The sequence below is a fragment of the Pseudomonas sp. S1_E05 genome, from assembly GCF_056337105.1.
Window position 1 is genome coordinate 5,139,840 of the sequence record NZ_JBFRHM010000001.1, and the last position, 25,999, is coordinate 5,165,838.

The 25,999-nt window shown below is 60.0% G+C and carries 23 protein-coding genes; 8 read left to right on the forward strand and 15 right to left on the reverse strand.

Annotated elements, in window-relative coordinates:
- Nucleotides 1-34 precede the first annotated feature (34 nt).
- The 4 genes from betI to AB4N33_RS23730 form a co-directional block, all read right to left on the reverse strand.
- Nucleotides 35-628: a transcriptional regulator BetI gene (gene betI / locus AB4N33_RS23715; protein ID WP_368555772.1), complete on the reverse strand. Its 594-nt coding sequence runs from the start codon at nt 626-628 to the stop codon at nt 35-37.
- 457 nt (nt 629-1,085) lie between these two features.
- On the reverse strand, nt 1,086-2,264 hold the full coding sequence (choV, locus tag AB4N33_RS23720; RefSeq protein WP_460120158.1) for a choline ABC transporter ATP-binding protein: 1,179 nt from the start codon (nt 2,262-2,264) through the stop codon (nt 1,086-1,088).
- A complete protein-coding gene (gene choW / locus AB4N33_RS23725; protein ID WP_192306691.1) occupies nt 2,261-3,106 on the reverse strand; it encodes a choline ABC transporter permease subunit in 846 nt (281 codons plus the stop codon). Before choW ends, choV begins: the two co-directional genes overlap by 4 nt.
- A gap of 77 nt (nt 3,107-3,183) precedes the next feature.
- A complete protein-coding gene (locus tag AB4N33_RS23730) occupies nt 3,184-4,134 on the reverse strand; it encodes a choline ABC transporter substrate-binding protein (protein ID WP_460120160.1) in 951 nt (316 codons plus the stop codon).
- Between the two features lie 437 nt (nt 4,135-4,571).
- Here AB4N33_RS23730 and AB4N33_RS23735 point away from each other — a divergent pair, with 437 nt between their 5' ends.
- Entirely contained in the window at nt 4,572-5,948 is a 1,377-nt protein-coding gene (locus AB4N33_RS23735) for an L-serine ammonia-lyase (protein WP_476458365.1), read from the forward strand.
- 476 nt (nt 5,949-6,424) lie between these two features.
- Entirely contained in the window at nt 6,425-7,528 is a 1,104-nt protein-coding gene (gbdR, locus tag AB4N33_RS23740; RefSeq protein ID WP_460120164.1) for a choline metabolism transcriptional regulator GbdR, read from the forward strand.
- A gap of 128 nt (nt 7,529-7,656) precedes the next feature.
- On the opposite strand, the gene AB4N33_RS23745 is transcribed toward gbdR, so the two are convergent.
- The 6 genes from AB4N33_RS23745 to AB4N33_RS23770 all read right to left on the reverse strand — a co-directional run bounded on the left by AB4N33_RS23745 (nt 7,657) and on the right by AB4N33_RS23770 (nt 13,116).
- Complete coding sequence (locus AB4N33_RS23745) at nt 7,657-7,920, reverse strand: hypothetical protein (protein ID WP_460120166.1); 264 nt, start codon at nt 7,918-7,920, stop codon at nt 7,657-7,659.
- A 394-nt stretch (nt 7,921-8,314) separates the two neighbouring features.
- On the reverse strand, nt 8,315-9,478 hold the full coding sequence (locus AB4N33_RS23750; RefSeq protein WP_476458366.1) for a gamma-butyrobetaine dioxygenase: 1,164 nt from the start codon (nt 9,476-9,478) through the stop codon (nt 8,315-8,317).
- A 12-nt stretch (nt 9,479-9,490) separates the two neighbouring features.
- Nucleotides 9,491-9,967: a thioesterase family protein gene (locus AB4N33_RS23755; protein WP_476458367.1), complete on the reverse strand. Its 477-nt coding sequence runs from the start codon at nt 9,965-9,967 to the stop codon at nt 9,491-9,493.
- A gap of 116 nt (nt 9,968-10,083) precedes the next feature.
- A complete protein-coding gene (locus AB4N33_RS23760) occupies nt 10,084-11,049 on the reverse strand; it encodes an L-carnitine dehydrogenase (RefSeq protein WP_476458368.1) in 966 nt (321 codons plus the stop codon).
- Nucleotides 11,050-11,191: 142 nt separating this feature from the next.
- Nucleotides 11,192-12,079, reverse strand: coding sequence for a 3-dehydrocarnitine:acetyl-CoA trimethylamine transferase CdhC (gene cdhC, locus AB4N33_RS23765; RefSeq protein ID WP_460120173.1), 888 nt, complete (start codon nt 12,077-12,079; stop codon nt 11,192-11,194).
- Between the two features lie 92 nt (nt 12,080-12,171).
- Nucleotides 12,172-13,116 (reverse strand): choline ABC transporter substrate-binding protein, encoded by a 945-nt coding sequence (locus AB4N33_RS23770; protein ID WP_476458369.1) that lies wholly within the window; start codon nt 13,114-13,116, stop codon nt 12,172-12,174.
- A gap of 206 nt (nt 13,117-13,322) precedes the next feature.
- Between AB4N33_RS23770 and AB4N33_RS23775 the strand changes: the two genes are divergently transcribed.
- Complete coding sequence (locus AB4N33_RS23775; protein WP_476458370.1) at nt 13,323-14,306, forward strand: GlxA family transcriptional regulator; 984 nt, start codon at nt 13,323-13,325, stop codon at nt 14,304-14,306.
- Nucleotides 14,307-14,311: 5 nt separating this feature from the next.
- Here the strand turns inward: AB4N33_RS23775 and AB4N33_RS23780 are convergent, their stop codons facing one another.
- The 5 genes from AB4N33_RS23780 to AB4N33_RS23800 all read right to left on the reverse strand — a co-directional run bounded on the left by AB4N33_RS23780 (nt 14,312) and on the right by AB4N33_RS23800 (nt 18,692).
- Entirely contained in the window at nt 14,312-17,005 is a 2,694-nt protein-coding gene (locus tag AB4N33_RS23780; protein WP_476458371.1) for an RHS repeat domain-containing protein, read from the reverse strand.
- Between the two features lie 83 nt (nt 17,006-17,088).
- Nucleotides 17,089-17,505: a DUF3010 family protein gene (locus AB4N33_RS23785; protein ID WP_476458372.1), complete on the reverse strand. Its 417-nt coding sequence runs from the start codon at nt 17,503-17,505 to the stop codon at nt 17,089-17,091.
- A gap of 32 nt (nt 17,506-17,537) precedes the next feature.
- Nucleotides 17,538-17,861, reverse strand: coding sequence for a helix-turn-helix domain-containing protein (locus tag AB4N33_RS23790; protein ID WP_460120184.1), 324 nt, complete (start codon nt 17,859-17,861; stop codon nt 17,538-17,540).
- Nucleotides 17,845-18,099, reverse strand: a complete 255-nt coding sequence (locus AB4N33_RS23795; RefSeq protein ID WP_460126876.1) for a type II toxin-antitoxin system RelE family toxin — start codon at nt 18,097-18,099, stop codon at nt 17,845-17,847. Before AB4N33_RS23795 ends, AB4N33_RS23790 begins: the two co-directional genes overlap by 17 nt.
- A 191-nt stretch (nt 18,100-18,290) precedes the next feature.
- Nucleotides 18,291-18,692, reverse strand: a complete 402-nt coding sequence (locus AB4N33_RS23800; protein ID WP_476458373.1) for a lysozyme inhibitor LprI family protein — start codon at nt 18,690-18,692, stop codon at nt 18,291-18,293.
- Between the two features lie 221 nt (nt 18,693-18,913).
- On the opposite strand from AB4N33_RS23800, the gene AB4N33_RS23805 reads away from it, so the two are divergent.
- The 5 genes from AB4N33_RS23805 to etfA all read left to right on the forward strand — a co-directional run bounded on the left by AB4N33_RS23805 (nt 18,914) and on the right by etfA (nt 25,994).
- The gene (locus tag AB4N33_RS23805; protein WP_175376594.1) at nt 18,914-19,891 is read left to right on the forward strand and encodes a dipeptidase; all 978 of its coding nucleotides are present in this window, start codon (nt 18,914-18,916) and stop codon (nt 19,889-19,891) included.
- Nucleotides 19,892-19,969: 78 nt separating this feature from the next.
- On the forward strand, nt 19,970-20,503 hold the full coding sequence (locus tag AB4N33_RS23810) for a DUF5943 domain-containing protein (RefSeq protein WP_476458374.1): 534 nt from the start codon (nt 19,970-19,972) through the stop codon (nt 20,501-20,503).
- Nucleotides 20,504-20,655: 152 nt separating this feature from the next.
- Nucleotides 20,656-22,716: a dimethylglycine demethylation protein DgcA gene (gene dgcA, locus AB4N33_RS23815; RefSeq protein WP_460120188.1), complete on the forward strand. Its 2,061-nt coding sequence runs from the start codon at nt 20,656-20,658 to the stop codon at nt 22,714-22,716.
- 111 nt (nt 22,717-22,827) lie between these two features.
- Nucleotides 22,828-24,774 carry a dimethylglycine demethylation protein DgcB gene (dgcB, locus tag AB4N33_RS23820; protein WP_476458375.1) on the forward strand — a complete coding sequence of 649 codons (1,947 nt, stop codon included), beginning with the start codon at nt 22,828-22,830 and terminating at the stop codon, nt 24,772-24,774.
- Nucleotides 24,774-25,994, forward strand: a complete 1,221-nt coding sequence (gene etfA / locus AB4N33_RS23825; protein ID WP_460140768.1) for an electron transfer flavoprotein subunit alpha — start codon at nt 24,774-24,776, stop codon at nt 25,992-25,994. Before dgcB ends, etfA begins: the two co-directional genes overlap by 1 nt.
- The last annotated feature ends 5 nt before the right edge of the window (nt 25,995-25,999 follow it).

Below are 25,999 nucleotides of genomic sequence, written 5' to 3' on the forward strand. Positions count from 1 at the left end.
CTCGATCGGGGGTATTGAGCGTTCTAGGTGTGCTCTAACTCACCCGCTTGGCCAGTTGGAAATCCATGTATTCGTAAGCGATCCGGTGCGCCTGTTCGGTGTCGAAAGCATCTCCCGACAGCGCGCCGCGCAACCACAAACCGTCAATGAGTGCCGCCAGGCCCCGGGCTGCACTGCGCGCATCATCGAGCGGCAATTCGCGGCGGAACTGGCAGCACAGGTTGGAATACAGGCGGTGATCGTTGATCCGCTGCAACCTGTGCAAGGACGGGTGGTGCATGCTGGTGGCCCAGAAGGCCAGCCAGGTTTTCATTGCCGGGCCATTGACCTGGCTGGCGTCGAAGTTGCCTTCGATGATCACCTGCAGATGCGCCCGCGGGCTGTCATCTGTCAGCGCCTGACGACGTGCGGTGACGTTCTCGGCCAGGACCGTCATCAGGTACTGCGCGGTGGCAGCGATCAGGCCGTTCTTGTCCTGAAAGTAGTGACTGATGATGCCATTCGAGACACCGGCCAAACGGGCGATCAGCGCAATGCTGGCGTCCCCCATTCCGACCTGATCGACCGCCAGCAACGTAGCTTCGATCAATTGCTGGCGACGGATGGGTTGCATACCGACCTTGGGCATCTTGCGCATCTCCTTGGGCCTTTTCGGTAGACGTCAAACGACTACCGGCTTGCGGCCAGTCTATTTTGTTTTGATTGAACGTTCAATCAACAAAAAGTGAGCTCTACGACGAAACGTCGCTCCTTGCCGGCTTTTCCACTTTGCAGGTGGTGACAATCCGACATCCCCAAAAGCTCCAAACCTGCGTGCGCAAGCGCTTGCAGGGTTTGGGCTTTTTCGGGATGTCTTTATAACACCCGCTGGTCGGGTATTTGTTCTTTCGCAGCACCGCGCCGCCTTCATCGCGAGCAAGCCCGCTCCCACAGTAGATTGGCGGTGGCCACAATATTTGGGAGCAACCACCAGAACTGTGGGAGCGGGCTTGCCCGCGGAGGGGACATGAGCCTCAAAGGTGAGTAACCGACGACCCCAAAATAAAAACGCCGCGATCTCTCGCGGCGCTTTCGTTTCTGTGGCCTCAGCCCAGGTTCTTGCCCAGCAGTGCGTGATACAGCTCACTGTCGCCCAGAATCCCCACCACCTTGTTGTTGTCGTGCAGCACCAGTTTGTTGCCGGTCTGGTAGCGGATTTGCAGCGCATCGCGCATGCCGATGTTCGAGTCCACCAGCGTAGGTCGGCGGCCCAACTCTTCCACGGCTTGCCCTGGCGCCCAGTTTTGCAGGTCCAGACTTGAGCCATTCTGGCGGGCGCCCTTGATGGTGTTGCCTTCCGCCAGGTCCAGCCAGGAATCACCGCCCGGATCCAGGCATACCGAGCCGTTGATACGCTTGCAGTTGTCCAGGGTGCGCATCAGGCTGCGGCCGCACAACACGTTCAGCGGGTTGGTGTGGGCGACGAAGGTACGCACATAGTCGTCCGCCGGGTTCAGTACGATCTCTTCAGGCTTGCTGTACTGGATGATCCGTCCGTCTTTCATGATCGCGATTCGGCTGCCCAGCTTCAGCGCTTCGTCGAGGTCGTGACTCACGAACACGATGGTTTTGCTCAGCTTGCGTTGCAGCTCCAGCAGTTCATCCTGCAGGCCCTGCCGGATCAGCGGGTCGAGAGCGGAGAACGGTTCGTCCATCAGCAGGATGTCGGCGTCCATCGCCAGGGCGCGTGCCAGGCCAACACGCTGCTGCATGCCGCCGGACAGCTCATCGGGTTTCTTGTTGCGCCATTGGGTCAGGCCCACCAGTTCGAGTTTTTCATCGACCAGTTTCCTGCGGTCCTTCTCCGGGCGACCCTGCATTTCCAGGCCGAAGCTGATGTTCTCGCGCACTGTCAGCCAAGGCATCAGGGCGAATTTCTGGAACACCATCGCGATGCGCTTGGTGCGCATCATTTTAAGTTCCGCGGCGGAGCAGGAGGCAATGTCAATCTGCCGGCCTTCGTGCTCGACGAACAGCTTGCCCCGACTTACGGTGTTGAGGCCGTTGATGCAACGCAGCAGACTGGACTTGCCGGAACCGGACAGGCCCATCAGCACGCAGATTTCGCCTTTCTCGATATCCAGGCTGGCCTTTTCAACGCCAACGATCTGCCCGGTTTTTTTCAGGATTTCGTTACGGGTCATGCCCTGATCCAGCAGCTTGAGTGCCTCGCGCGGATCCTTGGTGAAGATTACGTCGACGTCTTCGAAGCGAATTATGCTCATGCGTCACCCCCTACTTTGGCGTCGGGTTGTTTGCAGATACGGTCGAGCATGATCGCCAGCAGTACGATCGCCAGGCCCGCTTCGAAGCCCAGGGCGATATCAGCAGTGTTCAGTGCGTTGACCACCGGTTTGCCGAGTCCGTCGGCGCCCACCAGTGCCGCGATCACCACCATCGACAACGACAGCATGATGCACTGGGTGATGCCGGCCGCGATGCTCGGCATGGCGTGGGGCAGTTCGATCCTGGTCAGCAGTTGACGTCGCGAGCAGCCGAAGGCCTTGCCAGCGTCCATCAGTTCCTGTGGAACATCGCGGATACCCAGGTAAGTCAGGCGGATGGGAGCGGCAATCGCGAACACCACCGTCGAAATCAGGCCCGGGACCACACCCAGCCCGAAGAGGGTCAGGGTAGGAATGAGGTATACGAATGTCGGTACGGTCTGCATCAGATCCAGTACCGGTCGCATTAGAGTGTAGAACATCGGTTTGTGCGCGGCGACGATGCCCAGCGGCACGCCGATGAGTACGCAGACCAGGGTGGCGAACATCACCTGGGCGAGTGTTTCCATGGTTTCCTGCCAGTACCCCAGGTTGAGGATCAGCAGAAAGGAGGCAACGACGAAGGCAGTCAGGCCCCATTTGCGTTGGATGAAGTGCGCCAGTAGGGCGATAAGTCCGATCAAGACCAGCGGGTTGAACCAGGTGAGCGCGAACGTCACGCCGTGGATCATCGTTTCCAGTGACACGGCGATGGCGTCGAAGGTGTTGGCGCCGTGTTGCGTCAACCATTCAACGAAGCCTGCAATGTACTGGCCTAGAGGTATTTTCTGATCAATCAGCATGGTAGTGAACGTCCGCATGCAAGGAAATAAACAGCCTGGACGGCCGAGGCCGTCCGGCATAAGCGATGCCTCTTACATCAAGGCTGCGCAAGCTTGGCTTTCACGGCCTCCAGGCCAGGTTTACCGTCAGTGGTGGTCACGCCAGCGAGCCAGGTATCGAGCACCTGTGGGTTCTTTTTCAGCCACGCCTTGGCGGCCGCGTCAGGCTTCATCTTGTCGTCCAGGATGTTGCCCATGAGTTCGCTTTCCATGTCGACCGTGAACTCCAGGTTTTTCAGCAGTTGGCCCACGTTGCTGCATTCCTCGGCGTAACCCTTGCGGGTGTTGGTTGCCACGGTGGCGGCGCCGAAATCGGGGCCAAAGAAATCGTCACCACCGGTGAGGTACTGGATCTTGAAACGCTTGTTCATCGGGTGTGGCGCCCAGCCGAGGAAGACGACGGCGGTGTCGCGTTTCTGCGCGCGGTCGACCTGCGACAGCATCCCCGCTTCGCTGGATTCGACGACCTTGAAGCCGGCGTCCTTCAGGCCGAAGGCGTTCTTGTCGATCATGCTCTGGATCAGGCGGTTGCCGTCATTGCCCGGCTCGATACCGTAGATCTTGCCGTCCAGCTCTTTCTTGAATTTGGCGATGTCGGCGAAGTCATGCAGGCCCTTGTCGTACAGGGCTTGAGGCACGGCCAGGGTGTACTTGGCGCCCTTGAGGTTGGTGCGCACGGTTTCGACGGTGCCCGCGTCGCGATAGGCCTTGATGTCGTTTTCCATGGTCGGCATCCAGTTGCCGAGGAAAACGTCCATGTTCTTGCCATCGGCCAGGGACTTGTAGGTCACCGGGACGGAAATCATGGTGGTCTTGGTTTTATAGCCCAGTGCGTTGAGCACGACGCTGGTGGTGGCGGTTGTTGCGGTGATGTCGGTCCAGCCGACATCGGAGAAGTTCACGGTATTGCATTGTGCGGGTTCAGCGGCCTGTGCCAGAAGCGGCAGGCTAAGCATGGCGGCCAACAACAACGACGGGGAACCTTTCATGAATGGACTCCTTGGTGTTTTTTTTTGGCAGTGTTCCGACTGGGACCACCGCACTTATGGGTTGCGGTTGGGTGGCGTTCTTGAGACAGCTCTTACCGCAGCGCCTGCAATCGAGTCGATTAAGATCATGTACCAGTGAAAATCTGACGCCTACAGGGGGCGTCGTATCCAGTACAGGGATGGTCGCATCCAGTGTTGGTGACGTCGTTTACAGATTTTTTCAGGTCCTTTTGCCGCGCTGAGCTGCAAAAAACCGGCGAAACATGGCGTAAAACGCCAGCGGCGTTTGTGGACATGAGTGCGTCGGTTCGAGACGTCGCACGACACCGTAAAAGCCCGATGATGCGGCCATCTCGGCGGATTGCAGCTTGAGCGTAGCAGCTCCGTCACCGGGCGCCTGTGCGCCTGGAATCGGCATATCCAGGAGTTCGGCAGCAATGGCTATCAGCGTTTTCGACCTGTTCAAAATCGGCATCGGACCGTCCAGTTCGCACACTGTGGGACCCATGCGCGCCGCAGCGCTGTTCGTGCAGGGTTTGCGTGAACAAGGGGTGCTGGAGCAGGTGCGGCGTGTCGAAGTCCAGCTGTATGGCTCGTTGTCGGCCACCGGCATTGGCCACGGCAGCGACAACGCGGTGATCATGGGCCTGATGGGCGAGTGGCCGGACGCGATCGATCCTTCGCAAATAGGCATTCGCATCTCCACCCTGCGCGAAACCGACACCCTGCTGCTCGACAGTCGCCTACCCGTGCCGTTCATCTGGACACGGGACATGCGCTTGATCGATGAAAACCTGCCGTTCCATCCCAACGCCATGACCCTGGTCGCCGAAGGCGATGACGGCGAGCTGCATCGCGACACTTATTATTCCGTCGGTGGTGGTTTTGTCGTCGATGAGGCGCAGGCCAGCAGCGGCGTGGTCGATCTGGACCGCACCGAGCTGCCTTACGATTTTTCCAGCGCCGTGGAGCTGCTCGAACTCTGCAAGCGTCACAACCTGCGGGTTGCCGAACTGATGATGGCCAACGAACTCGTCTGGCGCAGCGAGGAAGAAATCCGCGCCGGCCTGATGAAGCTCTGGCGGGCCATGCAGGACTGCGTTGAGCACGGCCTCAAGCACGAAGGCATCCTGCCCGGCGGCTTGAATGTGCGTCGGCGCGCGGCGAAGTTGCACCGCAGCCTGCAGGAGTTGAACAAGCCCAATGTCATCGGCTCCACCTTGAGCGCCATGGAGTGGGTTAACCTGTTTGCCCTCGCGGTCAACGAAGAAAACGCCGCCGGGGGGCGCATGGTGACGGCGCCGACCAACGGCGCTGCGGGGATCATTCCGGCGGTGTTGCACTACTTCATGAAGTTCAGCGAAGCGGTCACGGATGCCAACGTGGTCGATTATTTCCTGGGTGCGGCAGCGGTGGGCATCCTGTGCAAGAAAAACGCATCGATTTCCGGTGCCGAAGTCGGTTGTCAGGGCGAAGTCGGTTCGGCCTGCGCCATGGCGGCAGCAGGCCTAGCAGAGATTCTGGGCGCCACGCCGGAGCAATTGTGCAACGCGGCGGAAATCGGCCTGGAGCACAACCTTGGGCTGACGTGCGACCCGGTGGGCGGCCTGGTTCAGGTTCCGTGCATCGAACGCAATGCGATTGCCGCAGTGAAAGCGATCAACGCGGCGCAAATGGCGCTGCGTGGTGATGGCCAGCATTTCATTTCCCTGGATCGGGTGATCCGCACCATGCGTGACACCGGGGCGGACATGCATGACAAATATAAAGAAACATCGCGCGGTGGCTTGGCGGTGAGTGCGGTGGAGTGTTGAGTCTTTAGGACCAAGTCACCTGCATCGCGGGCTTGCCCGCGATAGTGGTAGACCAGTCAAAACTGCGCGCAAATCGAACACCCTCGGCCTATCACGCCACCTTTTAGCGCGTCGCTCACAGATAAATGCCCCCACTTACGGTGAGGTATGTTTGCCGCTCAGGCCACCCGTCATCCCGTGCCAGGGGTGACACTCCCCTCAGATCGCCCACAGCCCCTTCCCACAAGTGCTACCGAACTGCTCACGCCGCTCGCCACACGGCGCTTTGCGCCCCTGATGGCACTTATTAACCTCTTCATGACGCGGCTTATATAGACACGCCCATAGGTCGTTTTCAGGATTTATTGAACGCGTATTCAAGTTTAGGCATGGCATTTGCTCTGTCATTACAAAGCCCGTCTCCCGAGCGAGAACGATGGCCATAACAAGAGCCTCCGCCTGAGGCCATCACCTGCTTTGTGTGAGGAGATACCGCGATGACGTCGTTCAACTCCGGGGCTCAACCCCAGAACCGTGCGCCTCAATCCATCGGCTTTCTGCTGCTGGACAATTTCACGCTGATTTCCCTGGCCTCTGCCGTAGAACCCCTGCGCATGGCCAACCAATTGTCCGGTCGCGAGTTGTATCGCTGGACCACGCTCACCGTCGATGGCGGCCAGGTCTGGGCCAGTGACGGCCTGCAGATCACCCCCGACGCCTCCATGCACAAAGCACCGCCCATGGACACCATCATTGTCTGCGGCGGTATCGGTATTCAACGCACCGTAACCCGTGAGCACGTGTCGTGGCTGCAAAGCCAGGCGCGTCAGTCCAAGCGTCTTGGCGCGGTCTGCACCGGCAGTTGGGCCCTGGCCTGCGCCGGTTTGCTGGACGGCTTCGATTGCAGCGTGCACTGGGAATGCCTGGCCTCGATGCAGGAAGCCTTCCCGCGTGTGGCCATGAGCACTCGCCTCTTCACCCTGGACCGTAACCGCTTCACCAGCTCCGGTGGCACCGCGCCGCTGGACATGATGCTGCACCTGATCAGCCGCGACCACGGTCGTGAGTTGTCGGCAGCAATTTCGGAGATGTTCGTCTACGAGCGTATCCGTAACGAACAGGATCACCAGCGCGTACCGCTCAAGCACATGCTGGGCACCAACCAGCCGAAGCTGCAGGAAATCGTCGCGCTGATGGAAGCCAACCTTGAAGAGCCGATCGACCTCGACGAACTGGCGGTGTACGTCGCCGTATCCCGTCGCCAGCTCGAACGGCTGTTCCAGAAATACCTGCATTGCTCGCCATCGCGTTACTACCTGAAGCTTCGTCTGATCCGCGCCCGGCAGTTGCTCAAGCAAACGCCGATGTCGATCATCGAAGTGGCGTCGGTCTGCGGTTTTGTGTCTACACCGCACTTCTCCAAGTGCTACCGTGAGTACTTCGGCATCCCGCCGCGTGACGAACGCGTCGGCTCCAATACCACCCAGCAAGTGGCACTGATGCCGCTGCCACAAGCGCTGGTGCTGTCGCCACTTTCCGGACCGCTATCGGCGTTGAGCCAGGCGCGCAACGAGTCGACGTTTGCCAGTGTGAGGCTCTAGAAACCTCATCCTCTTCTGTAGGAGCGAGCTTGCTCGCGATTGTCGTTAACGATGACGCGGGGTGTCTGGATGCCCGCGGTGTCTGGGCTACCATCGCGAGTAAACTCGCTCCTACAGGGGGCGAGTTTTTACACCGCACGACCTTGCTGATACGCCGCCAACGCCGGCAGCAGTTGCCGATCAATCGCCTGGCGTACGGCCGGGAGAATGGTGGCGCTGCTGGTGTACATCTGCTTGACCATGGTCCGCAGGGTCATCGCACGTTCGTCGTTCAAACCGCGTACGGCGCACTCGCAGGCTTGTTCGGCGGTGGAGCCATTAGGGACCTGGAAACCCAGTGATTTGAGTTGCCCCAACAGGTCTTCCTGATCGATCAAATCGGCATGCATCATGGCGTAAGTCCTTCTTCCGGGAACGATGTCGTGGCTCGATTCTGGTAGGGGTGAGGGGGCTCGGCAAGGGCGATTTGTCGTTATGGCCGCATTGACTATGAACATGTCGTTTTCGGCTAACTTGCCTTGCCCGGGAGCCGGCACACTGGACCCAGCTTGCTTCACGAAGGTTTGGTCACCCTCGCATGGCGGCTCCTCAACAGTACCCTCTTCCCCGATTCAGTCACGGCTTGTATCGGGGCTTTTTTTTGTCTGTGAATTCTTGGGTTTTGTGTTGTCTGGGAGGGCCTCATCGCGAGCAAGCTCGCTCCTACAGTGGATCAGTGGCTGGCACAAATCTCCTGTAGGAGCGGGCTTGGTCCGGGCGGCGTTCCGACGATGAAGTCGATGCGGTCTAACGTTGCAACACCAGGATGCGCGACAGCAACTCATCCCGATCCACATAGCATCCCTGGAAATGCCGCGCGCCGGTGGCCGGGTCGAACGCATTGCGCGCATGCAACGTGCGCCGGTTATCAAAGCACCACAGCTCACCGGGCTGGAGCCTTTGCATCAGGCGAAACCGGTTTTCGCGGGTCATGGCGATAAACTGGCGATAGGCCCGATACAGCCTGGGCATCTGCTCCACCGAGGCATCGAACGGCCCACGCAGAAAGTTGGCCATGCGGATTTCCGAAACCTGCCCCAGAGCGTTCAATGCGATGATCGGTGCCAGGCAGCGATAGTCGCTGTGGCGGTCCTTGTTGCGAAACTCCACGGGAATGTCACACAGCGTCTGGAACGACTCAGGGTCTTCCTGGCGCAGTGCCTCGGCGATGGCAAAACCATCGACGAAAATGCTTTCGCCCCCCTCGGCATCGTTGACCAGGCAATGCAGAAATTGCAGCCCCGGTTGCAACTCGCGGGTCGGCAAATCGCTGTGCAACGGCAAGTTGAAAGCGGTATAGGCATTGCTGTCGGCGTCGGCTTTGGATTGCACGTTGAACAACACGCCGAAGTTGCTCTCGCGGATGAAGGAAATGCGTTGCGCGATCAGCTTCAGCGAGCCGGGTTCGACGGGCACCCCTCGGACCTGGGTCAGGCCGATATCACGCACGGCCAACAGCCATTGCAACAGGGCGTCGTTGTCGTTCATCAGCTTTTGATAGTCGAACACCGGCAGTTTCAGATCGCTGTGCCAGAGCTTCGCCCTGGGCTTGGTCGACAGGCGTTCGGCTCGGGATTCATCGTCATAGGCATGGGCGCGTAACCAGCCTGGATCGAAGCGGCTCTGATGGCCGTCCTGCCAGTCGATATTCAGGCAACCGTGCTCGTCGATGCATACGTTGGTCGCCGCCAGGTCCTGGGCGACATCGACTATCTCCAGCACCTGCTCGCGGGTGACGCTGTAGACGCATTGGGTGCACGGGCAATTGTCCCGCAGCCATGGATGATGGAAGGGGCTGACTCGCTGGTCGGCCCAGGTCACCACGATACGATCCGTCAGGGCTCGCACGCTACCGAGCGCGCTGATCAGCGGATACGTACGAAAATCGGCTAAAGCGGCAGCGGTGTTCATGGCGTGTCCTTGTTATTTTTTTGCAGGTAAGGCGATCACTCGGCCGATGTACGCGGGGGCCGGAAGATCGGCCTGATCGGCGACGATGGCTTGCAGTTTGCCCAGGGTCAATTCGCTGAACGGCGCGGAGTGCGGGCCGGCGAGGTCGACGTACAGCAACATTTGTTCGTTCCCCGACAGCTCCTTGTCATCACCCGCCAAATGCAAGCTGTGATAGAGATGCAGGCGCTTGCTGTCGTAGCCGATGATCTGCGTGCGCACTTCAACGGCAGCGTCGAGTTTCACTTCGTGCAGGTAGTTGAGGTGCAGTTCCAGGGTGAACAGCGAATGGCCGCTGGCTTCTCGGTTGTCGCTGTCGAGCCCCAGGCGATCCATCAGGGCGTCGGTGGCGTAGCTGAAGATCAGCAGGTAGAACGCATCGCGCAGGTGGCCGTTGTAATCGACCCAGTCGGGGATGATGCGGGTCTGGTAGGTGGTGAGGGTGGGCATGGTGATTGATCCGAAGTGTGGGGGGATTCAGTGGCCGTCATCGCGAGCAAGCCCGCTCCCACACTGGAATGCGTACTCCTGTGGGAGCGGGCTTGCCCGCGATGAGGCCAGACCTGCTATTCGCTGAAACTCATGCCATGCTTGGCCTTGGTCGCCTTCACCGCCTCCAGCACCGCCATCAGGCAATCATCACGATAGCGCTCCAGCGCCGAAATGCTGTGTGATCCCAGTTGATCGCTGGTGCCATCGACCACATCGTCGATCAGCTTGTCGGTCAGCTCCGGCGCAGGAAGGTAGGTCCACGGCAACTGCAACGCCGGGCCGAACTGCGCCATGAAATGGCGCATGCCCGCGTCGCCCCCGGCCAGGGTGTAGGTGAGGAACATACCCATGAATGACCAGCGCAGACCTGCGCCAAAACGGATGGCGTCGTCGATTTCGCCGGTGGTCGCCACGCCGTCGTTGACCAGGTGCAGTGCCTCGCGCCACAGCGCTTCGAGCAAGCGGTCAGCAATGAAACCCGGCACTTCCTTGCGCACATGCAGCGGGCGCATCCCCAGGGATTCGTAGACTTGCATGGCGGCCTGCACGGCTTCCGGGGCGGTGTTCTTGCCGCCGACCACCTCCACCAACGGCAGCAGGTACACCGGGTTGAACGGGTGACCGACCACGCAGCGTTCCGGGTGAGTGGCGCTCTCGTAGAACTCGCTGGGCAGCAGGCCCGAAGTGCTGGAGCCGATCAGGGCATTAGGCTTGGCCGCCGCACTGATCTTGCTGTGCAGGTCGAGTTTGAGCTCAAGGCGTTCCGGGGCGCTTTCCTGGATGAAGTCGGCGTCTCGCACGCATTCTTCGATCGTGGCAACAAAGCGCAGGCGATCTTGCGACGCGCCGGGTGCCAGGCCTTGTTTCTCCAGGGCACCCCAGGCATTGGCCACGCGTTTGCGCAGCGCCGCTTCGGCGCCGGGTGCCGGGTCCCAGGCGATAACGTCCAGGCCATGGGCGAGGGCGCGAGACACCCAGCCGCTGCCGATGACACCGCTGCCGAGGGCGGCGAAGGTTTTGATTTCTGTGATGAAGCTCATGATCGCATCCTGAATTTGGCTCAAAAAAACTACTGTAGGAGCGAGCTTGCTCGCGATAGCGGCGGGCCAGTCGACATCAATGCTGAATGTGCTGACGTCATCGCGAGCAAGCTCGCTCCTACAGGGGGAAGGTGAAAAGTGGTCAGCCGCGCTGTTTCAGCCCCATCTTCTTGCGGCCCTCAGCCGGGGTCAGGACACGGGCGCCCAGGCGGCTGAGGATTTCGCTGGCGCGTTCCACCAGTTGGCCGTTGGTGGCCAGGACGCCCTTGTCCAGCCAGATGTTGTCTTCCAGGCCGACCCTCACGTTCCCGCCCAGCAGCACCGCTTGCGCCGCCATCGGCATCTGCATTCGGCCGATGCCGAAGCCGGCCCAGACGGCGTCTGCCGGCAGGTTGTCGACCATGGCCTTCATGGTGGTGGTGTCCGCCGGCGCGCCCCACGGGATGCCCAGGCACAGTTGGAACAATGGATCGTCGAGCAACCCTTCCTTGATCATCTGCTTGGCGAACCACAGGTGGCCCGTGTCGAAGATCTCCAGCTCGGCCTTCACCCCCAGCTCCTGGATGCGCTTGGCGCCCGCGCGCAGTTGCGCCGGGGTCGAGACGTAAATGGTGTCGCCATCGCCGAAGTTGAGGGTGCCGCAGTCCAGTGTGCAGATTTCCGGCAGCAGTTCCTCTACGTGGGCCAGGCGGGTCAACGGGCCGACCAGGTCGGTGTTGGGGCCGAATTCCATGGGATTCTCACCGGCGCCGATTTCCAGGTCGCCGCCCATGCCCGCAGTGAGGTTAACGATGATGTCGACGTCGGCCTCGCGAATGCGCTCCATGACTTCGCGGTACAGCGCCACGTCGCGGCTGAACTTGCCCGTCTCGGGGTTACGTACGTGGCAGTGGACCACGGTGGCGCCAGCCTTGGCGGCCTCTACGGCTGCGGCGGCAATTTGCTTGGGGGTGACCGGCACGTGTGGGCTCTTGGCGGTCGTGTCGCCAGCACCGGTGAGTGCGCAGGTGATGATGACGTCATGGTTCATTGGGCGGTTCCTTACAGGCGAGTACTTTTCAGGTGGCGTATGGGCGCCGTTCGCAGTCCTCGGGACTGCGAATCGGTGGTTCGGTTGTGGGGTTATTTGCTGGTCAGTTGCAGGTTCTCAGCCGCCGGCTTGCCATCGAAGGTGGTGACGCCTTCCAGCCAGCGCTCCTTGTCCTGCGGGTGATCCTTGAGCCATTGGCGGGCCGATTCGAGGGCGTCCTTGTGATCCAGCAGCGGCTGCATCATCCGGCTCTCGTCTTCGGCGGTGAAAGTCAGGTTGGTCAGCAGGCGCCCGATGTTCGGGCACTGCTCGGCATAGGTTGGCGCAGTCACGGTCCACACGGTGGCCATGCCTTCGTTCGGGCCCAGGGCATCGTCGCTGCCGGTCAGGTAAGTCATTTGCACATTGACGTTCATCGGGTGCGGCGCCCAGCCGAAGAACACCACGGCTTCCTTGCGGCGCACGGCGCGATCGACGGCGGCGAGCATGCCGGCCTCACTGGATTCCACCAACTGAAACTTGCCGAGGCCAAACTGATTCTTGGCGATCATTGCCTTGATCTGGGTGTTGGCGCCCGACCCCGGCTCGATGCCGTAGATCTTGCCGCCCAGTTCTTTTTCGAACTTGGCGATGTCGGCGAAGGTTTTCAGGCCCTTGTCCGCCAGGTAGGTGGGCACCGCCAGCGTGGCGCGTGCATCTTTCAGGCTTGGTTCTTTCAATACCTTGACCTGATTGGCCTCGACGAACGGGGTGATGGTCTGGGTCATCAGCGGGTTCCAGTAGCCCAGGAACAGGTCCAGGCGTTGGTCGCGGATCCCGGCGAAGATGATCTGCTGGGAGGCGCTGGTCTGTTTGGTCTTGTAGCCGAGGCCGTCGAGCAGGGCCTGGGTCATGGCACTGGTGGCGATTACGTCGGTCCAGTTCACCACGCCCATGCGCACGTTCTGGCACGACGCAGGTTCGGCCGCCATGACGCTGGCGTTCAGCAAAGCGGTACCACTGAGTGCAAGAACACAGCTGCTGATCAGTCGTTTCATCACAGGTTTCCTCGGCAGATCGTTATTGTGGGGCCCGGTGTCTGTGCGCCGGTGATGCCAACGTTACGCAGCCTTGGCCCCCTGAAAACGCACTGCGGCGACCAGCTCTTGCACTGCAGCGACCTGTGCTCTTGAATGCTGGGTACAAGTGGCGTATCAACGTCCACACGCTAGCGGTCTCACGTTACTGGCTGATCGAGTGCGCCATGTCCCAGGATTTCTACTTTTTGTTGATGCCGGGTTTTTCGGCCATCGGTTTCATCTCGGCCATCGAGCCGCTGCGGGTGGCCAATCGCTTTCGCGGCGAGCTGTACCGCTGGCATGTCCTGAGCGCCGATGGCGGCGCGGTCCTGGCCAGCAATGGCATGTCGGTCAACGCCGATGCCGCGCTGGAGCCTTTGAAGAAAGGCGCGACGCTGTTGGTGGTCGCTGGCTTCGAACCGCTGAAGTTCGCCACGCCCGCGCTGGAACACTGGCTGCGCCGGCTCGACAAGGAAGGCGTGACCCTCGGTGCCATCGACACCGGCAGTTTCGTTCTCGCCGAAGCGGGCTTGCTCGACGGTCATCGCCTGACCTTGCACTGGGAAGCCATCGACGCGTTCAAGGAGTCTTATCCACAACTGAGCGTTACCCAGGAGCTGTTCGAGATCGACCGTCGGCGCATCACCTCGGCGGGCGGCACCGCTTCCATCGACCTGATGCTCGACCTCATCGCCCAGGCCCACGGCCCGGAACTGGCGATCCAGGTCAGCGAACAATTCGTGCTCGGCCGCATCCGTCCGCGCAAGGACCACCAGCGCATGGAAGTCGCCACGCGGTATGGCATCAGCAACAAAAAACTGGTGCAAGTCATTGGCGAAATGGAGCAACACAGCGAACCACCGCTGACCACCTTGCAACTGGCCGAATCGATCAAGGTGACGCGCCGGCAACTGGAGCGGCTGTTTCGCCTGCATCTGAACGACACACCGAGCAATTTCTACCTGAGGTTGCGGCTGGAAAAGGCCCGCAAGTTGTTGCGCCAGACCGACATGAGCGTGCTGGAGGTGAGCATTGCCTGCGGGTTTGAATCGCCGTCGTATTTCACCCGCAGTTATCGGGCGAAGTTCGAGCGCTGCCCGCGGGAGGATCGGCGCAACGGTGAAGGGCGACAAGGCGCCAGTGTTGTGCAGGCACCGGTTGTTCAGTGAGCCTGCTATTTTCTGAACTGGAGCATCAGAGCGGTCAGGCTGTCGGCGTTGTGGGTGATGACTGCGATTCGGGCGGCCCAATTTTGGCGCTCTGGATCGGGATACTTCGCCAGTGCCAGGCGTACAAGTTCGTCTTTGGCGGCTTTCTCCCTGGCTGCGAGCATCGACATGTTGGGAGCGCGGGCGGGCTCCAGAAAAGGTGCTTCGATATCAGCCTGTATGATCGCTTCGCTGATGGATGGGGGATCGTTTCGCGAAGTCTCGGAAAACAAATAGTAAAAGTCGAAAGTGTTGCCGTGTTCATGGGTCCATTCATGAAATTTCGTTGCAAGTTTGATGGTTTCTGATTCTTGAAAGTATGCAGGAGTCAGGTAAATAAATTTGTTTGTGCCGGAGTATTGGGCATAGGTGAATGCGCGATTATCAGGCCTTTGAGGGTGTGCAGTGACAAACACGAATCGATCACCGCTCGCGACATCTCTCTTTATGCCGGCAAGTATTTGTTCGAGTTTTCCTTTAGCTTCCGACGCAGCCATTTCCAGGTATCGCGGGTTTGCTCTTTCCCCATAAATTACTCGTAGTTTTTGTCGTGTCTCGACTTTAAGAGGGACCTCGCCCAGAGCTGTAACTGCGGCCTCAGTAAAAGCAATCATGTTCAATGAATTGGCGTCGAATTCATCACTATCTTTCGTGGGCAAATCTGCAGACCTCCTAAACGTTATTGTCTGTTGTTCTTTAACCATCGCCTCTTCAAAGTCATCAATCGGATCCAGGGGATTCAGGCCCTCACTGTCCTTTAATCGCAGCGGGTTATTGCGAACCATCCGATAGCGATTGAAGCCATCGATATCACCCGCCGGATCCGGGTTGATCCACCGCTGTAACCAAGGCGTGTAATAACGAAACCCATAGTAGTAAAGCCCGGTGGCATCCCGTTCCTTCGCGCAATACCGAAGGGTCTTGTAGCTTCCCTCCACTTTACTTCGCGCCGACCAACAGGCCGTTTCGCCGAAGGCGTAGTACCACTCCTGGCTGATCAGTGCGGCGTTTTCGTCCAGTTCCAAAGTGCAGGAGCCAAGGTGGTCCCCCAGGCTATAGCGGATCTGATCGTTGGCGATATTTTCCGGGGGTGGCTGATGCCAATGCACAGCCCGGACGATGCAGTTGCCGGTGTCGACACTGATCACATAGTGCACTTCGTTATTGCCGGTGTAATGGATCTCCAGCCCTGGCAGGTAACGCACTTCGCGGGTTGCAGTTGCCGTTTTAGTCTTGCGCTGGAGCACCTTGCGCAGCCGCTGGCCGTCAGCGTCATAGCGATAGAGCTCATCGTCATTTTGCTCATCGTTCCTGATGACTTGAATGACACCGCTCAGTTGATTGCGACAATCCCACTGCATCGCCTGTCCGCCAGGAGACAAGACCCTCAAGTTGCCGTTTTCGTCAAAACTGTTGATGAAATCCGCTTCGCCCGCCTGCGGTTTCAGCAGGCTTCGGTTGCTTGAGGGCGCGATGACCATGTCACGGGTGTAACCCTGAACGCCTTCATGGACAAGCCTCAGCAAATTCCCCGCCTGGTCATATGAAAAGGTCTGTGTATACGCCGTCATCGCGTCCGCGCTGGCGATACATTCTCGTCCGCTGGCTTGAACCAGTTGTGACAGTGAGTCATAGCGGTAGTGGTTGATGGCGTCAGTGCGTTGGTTTTTGAAGTAACGCGTGGCCGGGACAAAGTCGTGGATCCGGCTGATGTTGCCCCCGGGCTCGTAGTCGTAGACAAGGTCCTGGAAGGTGCGGCCCGAGCGAGCGGACGTGAGTTGCAACAGGCGACCGTCCTGAGCGTCATGACGACGGGTCGTTTCGACGCCATTGCCGGCGGTTTCATGTTCTATCTGGCCCGTTGCGCTATAGCGCCTGTCACTGAGCAAAGGGGCATCGGGCAAACCGTCGCGCTTGAGATTTATCCGTAGCAACTGGCCTGCCATGTCGTAGGCGAACAGGCGTCGGTTTTCCCGTGCATCGGCCAGGGACAGAAGAGCGCCCAAGGCGTCGAATTGCCAGATCGTGGTTTCGCCCTCAGCGACCAGTTTTTGATCACGCTCATTTAGACTGACTGGCCAATCGGGCTGCGAGAGGTCATTTGTGAAGTGCCTGGACTCGCTGACTCTTGAGCCCCGGAGGTCGTAGGCGTCGGCACGCAGGCTACCGGCCGGATCGTCGTGGCGAATCAGGCGCCCGCATTGATTGCGTGAGGCGAATTCAACGCCGTCTTCGCCATAGACCATTCGTTCGCTGACAACAGGCGGGGCGTCGTCGACCTGCTCGGTAATGGTCGTCGGACGTAGCTGATCGTCGTAGTCGACTTGTCGAAGAAGCTGCTGGCCATCCCATTCGAAGCGCAGTTCGTTGGCGTTGCCCAACATGCCGGCTTTCCAGCCTGCGTCAGCACTGCAACTTAGTAAAGATTCACCAGAGACGGCATGCACGTTTGTCAACGAAGGACCGCCCTCCGTGGCCCACTGACGCGGGTCCCAGCCAGCCACCCAGTGCCCGCTGGCGTTGTAGGCCTGACGAGTAATGTGCGATTGCGGCGTTTCATCCGGCTGGGCGCGGTGGTAAGCCACACTGCGAATCGCCTGGCTGCGCGGGTCGTAAACCGCCAGGGTGGGCGTATTGTGGTGCAGGTTGGCGGTCATCATCGGCGGCTCTGATGAAAGTTGCCAACCTATGCACCGATTTTCCCCTGCTGGCTACTGTCACAAGTAACAGGTGCGTGACGAGGTTACTTCTTCATCAACGCCGAACAGGCCGCTTTATAAGCCTCATGCTGATACTTGTTCAGTGTCGCTGGCAGTTCAAAGCCGTGCTTCTTGGCCTGCGCATTAATCGTCTGCGGCGACAGCAGCGACACCTCGCAACTCTCCAGCAACTGGAAGACGCCCTCGATCTTGAACGTTGTCGGTCCACCGGCGAATTCGCCTTTCTTGCTGCGCTTCTTGATCGCGATCCGGTCGATGGAGTTTTCACGTACAAACGACGCAACCTGAGCGGCAAAGACTTTGACGTTCGCCGCTTCGTCGTCATCTTCAAGGGCGATCTTCTTGGTGTTGAGCGCGACATGGCGCAGCGCCTGACCGTCGAGCGCCGCCACGGCAATGATCGCTTCGCTGCCTTTGATTTCGATGCCGCAGATTTTCATGTCGATCCTTTTCACAAAGAGTGGTGGACGGCCTAAAGCTCAAGCTGGTTGGCGGTGATGCCAAACGCTGCCGCAATTTTTTCGCGGGTGGCCCGACGCGGCTTCGCGACGGTTTCCTGCTGGGCGAATGCCGGTTGCGAGATACCCATGCGTTGGGCCACTTCATCCTGGGTAAGGTTCAAGTGTTCACGCCAGGCGCGAATCGGTGTCGCCCCGTCGACGATACGACTGACCACTTCGTGGGGAATCAGATCGGGTTCGACCTTCTGTGCCACATATTGTGCGTAGGGAATGACCACGAAGGCAGGATTTCCGTCTGCGTCGTTGATGATTTGAACGTCAGTAGGTGCGTTCATCACGTTTTTTGACCTCTTGAATACTGACCACTTTGATTGCTCCATCCCAATCGAACATAACTCTGTAATGGCCTACTCGAAGTCGATAGGCATACAGATGGCCGACGAGTGCTTTGACGTTGCCCGTATCGGGCATGTCAGCCAGCGACGTCACGGCATCGCGAACCTGGCTCTGATGAGAGGAATGCAATTTCAGGAGTTGCTTAACGGCCTTTCGAGTCCAGTGGATACTGTTCATGAGAGAATATAAGTCTTTTATAAGATTTCCAATATTTACTTATATTTCTCTGCGGGCCAATCAACAAAACATGTCGGGGTGTTGCCCAAGGAGAGGGTCCGACACGGGGTGATGCGGGGTCTGTAGGCAGGCTCTGCAAGGTGTGTAGGAGAGAGCTGGCAAGAGTGCCAGCTCTCTGTAAAAGCGTCATTTCACTCCTGCCCAATCGACTCCAAAAACTCCGACCGCTCGTCGCTCATGCGCGCCACGCAATCGTTTTGCGCGATGGTGAAGGCCTTGCTGCCGCTGGTCGCCGGAAAGGCCTCGACGGCGCAGTCGGCGTCGCGGGTTTTCAGCCATTGTTGCTGGGCGTTCTTGAGCTTGGCGGTGATGTCGGCCAGTTGCGTCGGGTTTTTGCCGTACAGGCCTTGCAGCCGCTCCGTCAGGCTCTGGAGGTTGTCCTTGAGCAGGTCTTCGGCGGTGGTGCGGCCGTACTCCGAGCATTCCAGGGTCTGCACGTCGTTTTCGACGGTATCGCAAGGGTTGGTGTCGGACTCCTGCGCCGCGTGTGCGCCGGTCGTTATCAGTAGCAAGGCCAGCAAAACAGATTTCATCGCATCACCCCCAAATTCCGTAATGGCGCGAATTCTGGCCCATGCGCAGGCCCTTGAACAGGTGGCCTGTGTCGGCTTGCGACGACCCTTTGTCGCGGATTGACGCTTTCGGCAATTCCCCTGTCGTTTTTGCACCCGGCTGCCAAGGCACCGAGGCATATGCTGGCCCCAAAGCGCCGGCACACGATTCGGCGCATGAATCGACAATAGGGGACAGCCTGATGAGCCCAGCCGAACTGCACGCCGACAGCATCGTTATCGACGGGCTGATTATTGCCAAATGGAACCGTGAGCTGTTCGAAGACATGCGCAAGGGCGGTCTGACCGCGGCCAACTGCACCGTGTCGGTGTGGGAGGGCTTCCAGGCCACTGTCAATAACATCGCCGCCAGCCAGAAACTGATCCGCGAGAACAGCGACCTGGTGATTCCGGTCCGCACGACGGCTGACATCCGCAAGGCCAAGGAGCAGGGCAAGACCGGCATCCTCTTCGGTTTCCAGAACGCTCACGCATTCGAAGACCAGATCAGCTATGTCGAGATTTTCAAGCAGCTCGGCGTTGGCATCGTGCAGATGTGCTACAACACCCAGAACCTGGTGGGCACCGGTTGCTACGAGCGTGATGGTGGCCTGTCGGGCTTCGGTCGTGAAATCGTTGCCGAGATGAACCGCGTCGGCGTCATGTGCGATCTGTCCCACGTTGGCTCGAAAACCTCCGAAGAGGTCATCCTCGAATCCAAGAAACCGGTGTGCTACTCGCACTGCCTGCCATCTGGCCTGAAGGTTCACCCGCGCAACAAATCCGATGAAGAACTGAAGTTCATCGCCGATCACGGCGGTTTCGTCGGTGTGACCATGTTCGCGCCGTTCCTGGCCAAGGGCATCGATTCGACCATCGACGACTACGCCGAAGCGATCGAATACACCATGAACATCGTCGGCGAAGACGCCATCGGCATCGGCACCGACTTTACCCAGGGCCATGGCCAGGACTTCTTCGAATACCTGACCCATGACAAGGGCTATGCCCGCCGTCTGACCAGCTTCGGCAAGATCATCAACCCGCTGGGCATCCGCACCGTCGGCGAGTTCCCGAACCTGACCGAAACCCTGCTCAAGCGCGGCCACTCCGAACGGGTGGTGCGCAAGATCATGGGCGAAAACTGGGTGAACGTCTTAAAAGACGTTTGGGGCGAATAAACCGCCGCGCGCTGAATCCTTTTCCCCCGGCCGTCCGCGCCGGGGGCAACACCAAAATTCTTCTGGAGTTAAGTTTCCATGGCCAAGATCGCCCCGCAATTGCCTATCGAAGTCGACAGCGAGACCGGTGTCTGGACCTCCGACGCCCTGCCGATGCTGTACGTGCCACGTCATTTCTTCGTGAATAACCACATGGGCATCGAGGAAGTGTTGGGCGCCGACGCCTATGCCGAGATCCTCTACAAGGCCGGCTACAAGTCCGCCTGGCACTGGTGTGAAAAAGAAGCCGAATGCCACGGCCTGGAAGGCGTCGCGGTGTTCGAGCACTACATGAAGCGTCTGTCGCAACGCGGCTGGGGCCTGTTCAAGATCCAGGACATCGACCTCGACAACGGCACCGCCAGCGTCAAGCTCGAACACTCCGCATTCGTCTACGTCTACGGCAAGGTCGGGCGCAAGGTCGATTACATGTTCACCGGCTGGTTCGCCGGTGCCATGGACCAGATCCTCGCCGCACGCGGCAGCAAGATCCGCACCGTGGCCGAGCAGGTCTACGGTGGCTCTGAAGAAGGCCACGACGACGGTTTGTTCACCGTCAAACCTAAACAATAAGCAAATCGTTGAAAAAACGTAGCGAGCGAAGGCCAGGCAAGGCGAAGTCAGGCGAGAAAGCGGAGTTGACTTTAGTCAATGAGCATTTCGAGTCTGATTTCAACGCAGCATGGTCGAGCGCAGTAGTTTTTTAACGATTTGAGGAGACCGCCATGGCTTTCGAAGCTATGTTCCAGCCGATCCAGATCGGTAAATTGACCATCCGCAACCGCGTGATCAGCACCGCCCACGCCGAGGTCTACGCGACCGACGGCGGCATGACCACCGACCGGTACGTCAAGTACTACGAAGAGAAAGCCAAGGGCGGGATCGGCCTGGCAATCTGCGGCGGTTCGTCGGTGGTGGCCATCGACAGCCCTCAGGAATGGTGGAGTTCGGTGAACCTGTCCACCGACCGCATCATTCCGCACTTCCAGAACCTGGCCGACGCCATGCACAAGCACGGCGCCAAGATCATGATCCAGATTACCCACATGGGCCGACGCTCGCGCTGGGACGGCTTTAACTGGCCGACACTGATGTCGCCGTCCGGCATCCGTGAACCGGTGCACCGCGCTACCTGCAAGACCATCGAGCCGGAAGAAATCTGGCGGGTGATCGGCAACTACGCACAAGCGGCCCGCCGCGCCAAGGCCGGTGGCCTCGATGGCGTCGAACTGTCGGCCGTGCACCAGCACATGATCGACCAGTTCTGGAGCCCACGGGTCAACAAGCGCACCGACGAATGGGGCGGCAGCTTCGAGGGCCGCATGAAGTTCGGCCTGGAAGTGCTCAAGGCTGTGCGCGCCGAAGTTGGCGACGACTTCTGCGTGGGTATGCGCCTGTGCGGTGACGAGTTCCACCCGGACGGCCTGTCCCATGAAGACATGAAACAGATCGCCAAGTATTACGACGACACCGGCATGCTCGATTTCATCGGTGTCGTGGGTTCGGGTTGCGACACCCACAACACCCTGGCCAACGTGATCCCGAACATGAGTTATCCGCCGGAGCCGTTCCTGCACCTGGCGGCCGGTATCAAGGAAGTGGTCAAGGTTCCGGTGCTGCACGCGCAGAACATCAAGGACCCGAACCAGGCGACGCGGATCCTGGAGGGCGGTTACGTCGACATGGTCGGCATGACCCGTGCGCACATCGCCGATCCGCACCTGATCGCCAAGATCAAGATGGGCCAGATCGACCAGATCAAGCAATGCGTCGGTGCCAACTACTGCATCGACCGTCAGTACCAGGGCCTGGATGTGTTGTGCATCCAGAACGCCGCGACCTCCCGTGAATACATGGGTGTGCCGCACATCATCGAAAAAACCACCGGCGTAAAACGCAAGGTGGTGGTGGTCGGCGCCGGGCCTGCGGGGATGGAGGCGGCGCGTGTGGCCGCCGAGCGTGGCCATGACGTGACCCTGTTCGAGAAGAAGGAATTCATCGGCGGGCAGATCACAACGGCGGCGAAAGCCCCGCAACGGGATCAGATCGCGGGTATTACCCGTTGGTATCAACTGGAGCTGGCTCGTCTCAAAGTCGACCTGCGCCTGGGCACGGCGGCGGATGCGCCGACCATCATGGACCTGCGTCCGGATGTGGTGGTGCTGGCGGTCGGCGGTCATCCGTTCCTCGAACAGAACGAGCACTGGGGCGCGGCTGAAGGCCTGGTGGTCAGCAGCTGGGACGTGCTTGACGGCAAGGTTGCACCGGGCAAGAACGTACTGGTGTACGACACCATCTGCGAGTTCACCGGCATGTCCACCGCCGACTTCCTGGCGGACAAGGGCAGCCAGGTCGAGATCGTCACCGACGACATCAAGCCGGGTGTGGCAATCGGCGGTACGTCGTTCCCGACCTACTACCGCAGCATGTACCCCAAAGAAGTGATCATGACCGGCGACATGATGCTGGAGAAGGTCTACCGCGAAGGCGACAAGCTGGTGGCGGTCCTGGAAAACGAATACACCGGCGCCAAGGAGGAGCGGGTAGTGGACCAGGTTGTCGTCGAAAACGGCGTGCGTCCGGACGAGGAAATCTACTACGCGTTGAAGGAAGGTGCGCGCAACAAGGGCCAGATCGACGTCGAGGCGCTGTTCGCTATCAAGCCGCAACCATGCCTCGAGCAGAGCGGCGACGGCTACCTGCTGTTCCGCATCGGCGACTGCGTGGCACAGCGTAACGTGCACGCTGCCATCTATGACGCACTCCGGCTCTGTAAGGATTTTTGACGGCGTAGCTGCAAGCCGCAAGCTACAAGCGACAAGTAAAAGCACAGCCTCATCGCGGCTCTTTCTTGCAGCTTGCAGCTTGCAGCTTGCACCTCGCCAGAGGTGACTCTGATGTTAAACACCCTTCTTCCAATCCTGTTGTTCGCCGCCCTGGGCCTTGCGGCCCTGGGTGCGCTGCGGCGGGTGGCCATGTGGCGTCGGGGTCGAGCCTCCAAGGTCGACCTGATCGGCGGCCTGTTCGCCATGCCCAAGCGCTACATGGTCGATTTGCACCATGTGGTGGCGCGGGACAAATACATTGCCAACACCCACGTGGCCACGGCCGGTGGCGCGGTGGCGTCCATCGTCCTGGCGATCCTGGTGCACGGCTTTGGCCTGCATAACCGCTGGCTCGGCTATGCACTGCTGTTGATGTCAGCGGTGATGTTCGTCGGGGCGATCTTCATGTACCTGCGTCGGCGCAACCCGCCGTCGCGGCTGTCGAAAGGCCCGTGGATGCGCTTGCCGAAAAGCCTGCTGGCCTTCTCGGCCTCGTTTTTCCTGGTGACCTTGCCGGTGGCCGGCATCCTGCCGGAAAACTTCGGTGGCTGGCTGGTGACGGTGATCCTCGGTATCGGCGTGTTATGGGGCGTGTCGGAGCTGTTCTTCGGAATGACCTGGGGCGGGCCGATGAAGCACGCCTTCGCCGGTGCCTTGCACCTGGCCTGGCACCGTCGCGCCGAACGTTTTGGCGGCGGCCGCTCCACCGGTTTGAAGCCGTTGGACCTGGGCGACCCGACCGCACCGTTGGGCGTGGAAAAACCCAAGGATTTCACCTGGAACCAGTTGCTCGGCTTCGATGCCTGCGTGCAGTGCGGCAAGTGCGAAGCGGCGTGCCCGGCCTTCGCCGCCGGCCAGCCGCTGAACCCGAAAAAACTGATTCAGGACATGGTCGTCGGCCTCGCGGGCGGTACTGACGCGAAGTTTGCCGGCAGCCCCTATCCGGGCAAACCGATTGGCGAACACTCGGGCAATCCACATCAACCGATCGTCAACGGTCTGGTCGACGCTGAAACCCTGTGGTCGTGCACCACCTGCCGCGCCTGCGTCGAGGAATGCCCGATGATGATCGAGCATGTCGACGCCATCGTCGACATGCGCCGCCATCTGACGCTGGAAAAGGGCGCGACCCCGAACAAGGGCGCCGAGGTGCTGGAAAACCTGATCGCCACCGACAACCCCGGCGGTTTCGCCCCGGGTGGGCGGATGAACTGGGCGGCGGACCTCAATCTCAACCTGCTCAGCGAGAAGAAATCCACTGACGTGCTGTTCTGGGTGGGTGATGGCGCCTTCGACATGCGCAACCAGCGCACACTGCGCGCCTTCGTCAAAGTGTTGAAAGCGGCCAAAATCGACTTCGCGGTACTCGGCCTCGAAGAGCGCGACAGCGGCGACGTGGCCCGTCGCCTGGGCGATGAAGCGACCTTCCAGTTGCTGGCGAAACGCAACATCCAGACCCTGGCCAAGTACAGCTTCAACCGCATCGTCACCTGTGATCCGCACAGCTTCCACGTGCTGAAAAACGAGTACGGGGCTTTCGATGGCAACTACCGGGTGCAGCACCACAGCACCTATATGGCGGAAATCATCAAAACCGGCGCACTGAACCTCGGCCAGCACAAAGGTGACAGCGTGACCTATCACGACCCGTGTTACCTCGGTCGCTACAACGGTGAATACGAGGCGCCGCGCGAAGTGCTGCGTGCCCTTGGGATCGAAGTGAAAGAGATGCAACGTTCCGGTTTCCGCTCCCGGTGCTGCGGTGGTGGTGGCGGCGCGCCAATCACCGACATTCCGGGCAAACAACGAATCCCCGACATGCGCATGGAGGACATCCGCGAAACCGGCGCCGAACTGGTCGCCGTGGGCTGTCCGCAGTGCACCGCGATGCTCGAAGGCGTGGTCGAGCCCCGGCCGTTGATCAAGGACATTGCCGAACTGGTGGCTGATGCGCTGCTTGAAGAAGACGCGCCGAAATCCGCCGCGCCGGCCAAACGCGAACCTGCGGAGGTGCACTGATGAGCGACATTATCCGCCGCGACCCCCGCGCCGAATGGATTGCCCGTAACCGCCTGCACCCGCTGCACGCGGCCATGCAACCGGCGCAGCACAGCTGGATGGGGCCCAATGGCGTCATTCGCAAGAATCCCCATGGCATGGGTTTCATCGGCCCCAACGGCATCAAACGCATCGATCGCAGCGGCGCGCAACAGGGTGGCTCGGCCAAGCGTTCGGCCGCCGTAGAGGTGCAACTGCCGCTGCATCAGGTTCCACAACCGGCGTTCTATATCAGCGTGGTGCCGGACATGGTCGGTGGTCGCCTGAGCAGCCACGACCGCGACTTGCTCGGCCTTGCCCATCAGTTGGCGGGCAAGGAGGGTGCGGTGTTGGCGGTGGTATTTGGCGAGCACAAGGAAAATGCGTTTGCCAGCGCTGGCGTCGATCGCCTGCTGGTACTCGAAGGTGACGAGTTCAGCGGTTATGCACCGGAGCAACGTATCCAGGGTCTTCGGGCTGTGGATAACCAGTTCAACCCCCGGCACTGGCTGCTCCCGGACAGCCGCACGGGTGGCGGCGAACTCGGCCGTCGCTTCGCTGCTGCCTTGGGCGAGCGCCCGGCGACACGGGTCTGGCAGGTCAAGGATGAGCAATGCGTCGGCCGCGCCGGTGCGGGCTTGCAGGACCTTGCGCGTCCGCTCGCGCGTCTGATTCTGGGTGCGGTCGAATGCGCTGAGCCGGTCAGTGAAACTCGTCACGAAGTGTTGCCGGTGGAGTTATCCACAGCCGTGGCGCGCAGCTTGTCGCGTATCGAGGATCTGGGTTCGGTGGCGGTGGATCCGGCGGCGATTCCGATGGCGGAAGCCGAATTCATTTTCTCCGGCGGCAACGGGGTCAAGGACTGGGAGCTTTTCCACAGGACGGCCCAGGCACTTGGCGCCACCGAGGGCGCCTCGCGGGTCGCGGTGGACGATGGCTTCATGGCGCGCGACCGTCAGGTCGGTGCGTCCGGCACCTGGGTCACGGCACGGGTCTACGTGGCGGTGGGGATTTCCGGGGCGATCCAGCACCTGCAGGGCATTGGCGCCTGCGACAAGGTGGTGGCGATCAACCTCGACCCGGGCTGCGACATGATCAAACGGGCCGACCTGTCGGTGATCGGCGAAAGCGCCGAGCTTCTTCAAGCCTTGATCGATGCAATAGCGGCTTATCGCAACGACGCCAAGCGCGATGCGGCTTAAGGGAA